The sequence below is a fragment of the Wolbachia endosymbiont of Drosophila incompta genome (assembly GCF_001758565.1).
Lineage (GTDB): Bacteria > Pseudomonadota > Alphaproteobacteria > Rickettsiales > Anaplasmataceae > Wolbachia > Wolbachia pipientis.
The window spans coordinates 1,052,961-1,057,233 of record NZ_CP011148.1; the positions used below are offsets into that span (position 1 = coordinate 1,052,961).

At 35.8% G+C, this 4,273-nt stretch carries 4 protein-coding genes and 2 pseudogenes; 5 read left to right on the forward strand and 1 reads right to left on the reverse strand.

Going from position 1 to position 4,273, the window contains the following annotated elements; genetic code table 11:
- Nucleotides 1-868 (forward strand): annotated as a pseudogene (locus WG67_RS06430) (transposase); the annotation flags it as partial.
- Between the two features lie 9 nt (nucleotides 869-877).
- On the opposite strand, the gene WG67_RS04750 reads toward WG67_RS06430, so the two are convergent.
- The gene (locus WG67_RS04750; protein WP_070356973.1) at nucleotides 878-1,087 is read right to left on the reverse strand and encodes a hypothetical protein; all 210 of its coding nucleotides are present in this window, start codon (nucleotides 1,085-1,087) and stop codon (nucleotides 878-880) included.
- 131 nt (nucleotides 1,088-1,218) lie between these two features.
- Between WG67_RS04750 and der the strand changes: the two genes are divergently transcribed.
- The 4 genes and pseudogenes from der to WG67_RS08725 form a co-directional block, all read left to right on the forward strand.
- Complete coding sequence (gene der / locus WG67_RS04755) at nucleotides 1,219-2,544, forward strand: ribosome biogenesis GTPase Der (protein ID WP_010963041.1); 1,326 nt, start codon at nucleotides 1,219-1,221, stop codon at nucleotides 2,542-2,544.
- Nucleotides 2,541-3,062: a disulfide bond formation protein B gene (locus tag WG67_RS04760; RefSeq protein ID WP_010963042.1), complete on the forward strand. Its 522-nt coding sequence runs from the start codon at nucleotides 2,541-2,543 to the stop codon at nucleotides 3,060-3,062. Before der ends, WG67_RS04760 begins: the two co-directional genes overlap by 4 nt.
- Entirely contained in the window at nucleotides 3,037-3,579 is a 543-nt protein-coding gene (locus tag WG67_RS04765; RefSeq protein ID WP_006279362.1) for a demethoxyubiquinone hydroxylase family protein, read from the forward strand. Before WG67_RS04760 ends, WG67_RS04765 begins: the two co-directional genes overlap by 26 nt.
- 580 nt (nucleotides 3,580-4,159) lie before the next feature.
- Nucleotides 4,160-4,273 (forward strand): annotated as a pseudogene (locus WG67_RS08725) (phospho-N-acetylmuramoyl-pentapeptide-transferase); the annotation flags it as partial.

The window sequence follows — 4,273 nt, forward strand, 5'->3', positions numbered from 1 at the left end:
GATGAACCTGAGTTGGAGAGGCTATAGACTTATTGCAGCAGATGGTTCTGGTATGAGATTACCCAGCTCTGGGGAAATTGTATCCGAGTTTGAACCAAATGGAACAACAGGCACCATTGGCAATTTGTTTGTTGATTTGTGTACTTCGCTGATTTGCAGTGCTCGTCTTGCAGCTTGGAATATAGGTGAACAAACGTTGGCGGCAGAGCAATTACCCGAAGTTATCACTCAAATGCGTTTATTAAATCAAGAGAAATTATTATTTATCTATGATCGTCTTCAGTAAAATTCATTCAGCAGCATTATAATTTGGAAGTAGATTTTATTTTTCGCTTGCAAAAAAGAAATTATAGTAAGCTATGGGAACGCTGGCGAATTAGATTTTGATTTTATATTAGAAAATGAAAAGCTAAAAAATAAAATGAAAGGACAGAAAGTAAGAGTTATAGTGCTGACATTAGCCAACTGAGAAACAGAGTTTTTGACCGAGACTTTGGAGCAAAGCTTATGTGTTAAGGTGGCACATAGAGGAGTGCTATAAACGACTCAAAGTAGGAGCAGAGTTAGAGAATTTTTCTGGAGAGGCTGTATTACAAGAATTTTGGGCAAACTTGGTCATGTGCAATATATTATCGCTTCATATATGTGATGCACAAGGGCCTTGGAACCCAGATCAAATTACTGAGTATCGTTTAAATTTTTCAGTTTTATTTAGTGTAATGAGACAGAAACTCTATCAGGTACTTATTGCGCCAAAAAACTTTCAAGCCCTTTTTAAGTATACGCGCTAAAGTTAAAATCCGACCGGGACAGCCGCAATAAAGTAGATAAGCCTAAACGCCATCATGTCTTTAGGAGAGTTTGCTAATGAAAGTTCTTAAGTTGACGCCATTGGCTGTTCCGATTCGTTATATGACATAAGAGCATCATATACTTCATGCAATGTATTTGAGATGTTTTTTTCCATATGTTGATTAATATGCCCATATATTGTCGTCTCTTCCGAATACTCTGTATCTTTATGTATATGATTTTGTTGCTTTAATTCTTCTCTATCTACACTCTCTATTTGCTCTGACACTAGCATAACTACCCCATATTTTACATAACGAAATAAAAAAATTCTAACTGTAGTATGCTTATATAATCTACGAAGTCAATAGTTAAATTGAAAAGTTTCGGTTATAATTTACTTCATATAGAACATGCCCTTGAATTATGCTAAAAATCGCCATAGTAGGCCTACCAAATGCTGGAAAATCGACCCTATTCAACAGATTAGTAGGAAGAAAAGCAGCAGTAGTGAGTAACATTCCAGGAGTGACAAGGGATAGGCGAGAGGGAATGGGGAGAATTAGCGATTTGGAGTTTAAAGTTATAGATACAGGAGGATGGAACGACCAAACTAATTTTTCACTACAAGTTATTGAACAAATTGAATTTTCTTTATCCAATTCAAACATAATTTTCTTTCTTGTTGATGCAAAAGTGCAAAATGAGCGAAATGAAGAGTTTGCAAAGTGGCTGAAGAGAAAAATAAATAAACCTGTAATACTAGTAGCAAATAAATGCGAGAGTCATAAATCCGAAAATGTTGATTATTTGCAGTTTTTTGATTTTCTTGGCCCGGTGTATATCTCTGCCGAGCATAATCTTGGCATGGTTGATCTTTATGATGCATTAGCTGGTGTTATTGAAAATTTTAACGAGAACACTGAGTTACCTAACAATGAACTGAGTAGGCTGAGGATCGCGATCATCGGCCGTCCGAATGTTGGAAAATCAACTTTTTTAAATGGTTTACTTGCAGAAAACAGACTAATAACAAGTTCAGAGCCAGGTACCACACGTGATTCTGTGGATATTACATATGATCATGATGGAGAGTTAATTACTCTAATTGACACTGCCGGAATCCGCAGAAAGGCGAATGTTGTAGATGGCTTAGAATCAAGATTTGTTGAGAAAAGCATGGAATCAATCAAGCGCTCTCATGTGGTAGTTTTAATGCTAGACTCCCTAGTTGGTATTGAGCAGCAGGATTTATCAATTGGTGAAGCTGCAATTAAGGGAGGGAAAGGGATTATTGTTGTTTTAAATAAGTGGGATTTAATAGGTAAGGATGACAGAAGCAGGTTAATAAAATTTGTCAAACAACAGGAAGTAACCAGGTTATTCTTGGAAGTGCCAACTATAACAATTTCTGCGTTAAAAGGCATGCGCTGCGGTGATGTGATAGATAAGTGTCTTGAAGTGAGTGAATCCTTGAACAAGAAGATCAGCACTGCAAAACTGAATAAGTGGCTCATAGATGCTGTAGGAAAACATTCTCACCCTCTTGTAAAAGGCAAAGCAGTTAAAATGAAGTATATCGCTCAAATTGGTACTAAACCTCCAGCTTTTTCTTTGATATGTAACATACCTGAAAGTGTTGATGAAAGTTACAAACGCTATTTAATTAACGATCTCAGAAAAAATTTCTTTGCAGACGGTGTGCCAGTTAGATTGCTTTTGAAAAAAAATAAAAATCCCTATGTAAAATGAATACTCTGCTTTATACTTTCAGGGATAATTTACTTAAAGTTATGTGTAATAATTCCAGAATTCCTGCAATCTTTCTGCTGTCGAGTGCCGCTGCTCTAATTTTTGCATATGTGCTAGAATATTTTTTCAACATGCTGCCATGCAAGTTATGTACATACGAGCGAATAGTTTACTATATCGCTGGATTACTTGCAGTAGCGTGCATGCTTAAAGACAACAAAATTCTAATCTATGCAATGTTTTGCAGCTACCTCATAGGTGCAGTAATATCTTTTTATCATATAGGTCTTGAACTTCACTTATTTCATGATGTTTTAGGTTGTACAGAGCAAGCAAGTAGTAACGTTAGTATAGAAGAGCTCAGAAATAATCTACTAAATCCTAATTACTCTCCATCTTGTGACAGACCTCATTACGTTCTAGGTGTTTCCTTAGCAACATGGAATCTAATTTATCTCATAGTAGCTCTGTTCGTATCAGGTAAGGTGTATTGTGGAGAAAGAAAGAAATCTAAATAATTTAAGGTACAGCAACAATCAGTTCTTGCAACAGGCAATTAGAGTAGATCACGCTGGAGAATATGGAGCTATTTGCATTTATTCTGGTCAAAAATTTATTCTTAAGAAATCTTCTATAATCAATGAAATAATTGAAATGGAAGAGCAGGAAAAAAAGCATTTTCACTATTTTAATGAGAAAATCAAAGAGCAAAAAGTTCGTCCTACTGTTTTGTTGCCTGTTTGGCGTGTTTTAGGAGTGTCGCTTGGCGTTGCAACTGCCATTATGGGCAAAAAAGCTGCTATGGCTTGCACTGCTGCAGTTGAAGAAGTTATCGGGGAGCACTACAAAGAGCAAGTTTCACATTTAGAAGATGGGGAATTAAGAGAAACTATAAGTAAATTTCGCGACGAGGAGTTAGAGCACAAAGATATTGCAATTCAGCACAATGCTGAAAGCGCATTTGGCTACAACATTTTATCATCATTCATAAAAACAGGCTGCAAAACTGCTATTTACTTGTCTAAGTTAATTTAACTAAGCAGCTTTCTTAAAGTGTTTTAAATGTTCTGATAACAACAGAAACCAGGAAGGAATTCAAGTGTAACAATTATTTTATAACTATATTTACATATCACCATTATTAATAAATAATTAGTATTTGTAAATTAAATACATCTAAAGTATAGACTGCAAAGGAGGCAAAAGTGCGTTTTAATTTAGAAGAGGGAAATGCTCTTATGTAATACCTGCCACAGGTTCACAACTGTACGAACATTCATTTTTGAAGGTAAATTGCACAGCAAATGGTGTCATTCCAGTCTGGAATCCAGAAATTTTGCTTATAACTGAGCTGATAAGCTAAAGGTAATTGTCTTACACTAAAACAAACGTTTTTAATTAAGTTGCATAGAACCAGTGTCTGGGCACTGGGATGACACCCCACTGGTGGTCCAAACTACAACGTTCGTACAGTTGTGGATTCCAGACTGGGATGACACCCTACTGATGGGCCCAAATCACAATGTTCGTACAGTTGTGGGTCAGGCTATAGGATGACAGAAGTTGACTTTATTAGCTATAGGTGGTATGACACTTAGTCAATTTAAGTAAGCAGATGATCTTAGCTACAAAAGTATTTTTTACCTCATTTGTTTTTGGGTTTATTCTTTTTCCCTATTTTATAAAGCTTCTAAAAAAAATAAGCAAAGATGGGCAACCAATTAGATCA

Excerpts from the sequence above, each read along its gene's own strand:
- WG67_RS04750 (WP_070356973.1), bottom strand. The coding sequence starts at position 1,087 with ATGCTAGTGTCAGAGCAAATAGAGAGTGTAGATAGAGAAGAATTAAAG.
- WG67_RS04760 (WP_010963042.1), top strand. The coding sequence starts at position 2,541 with ATGAATACTCTGCTTTATACTTTCAGGGATAATTTACTTAAAGTTATG.
- der (WP_010963041.1), top strand. The coding sequence starts at position 1,219 with ATGCTAAAAATCGCCATAGTAGGCCTACCAAATGCTGGAAAATCGACC.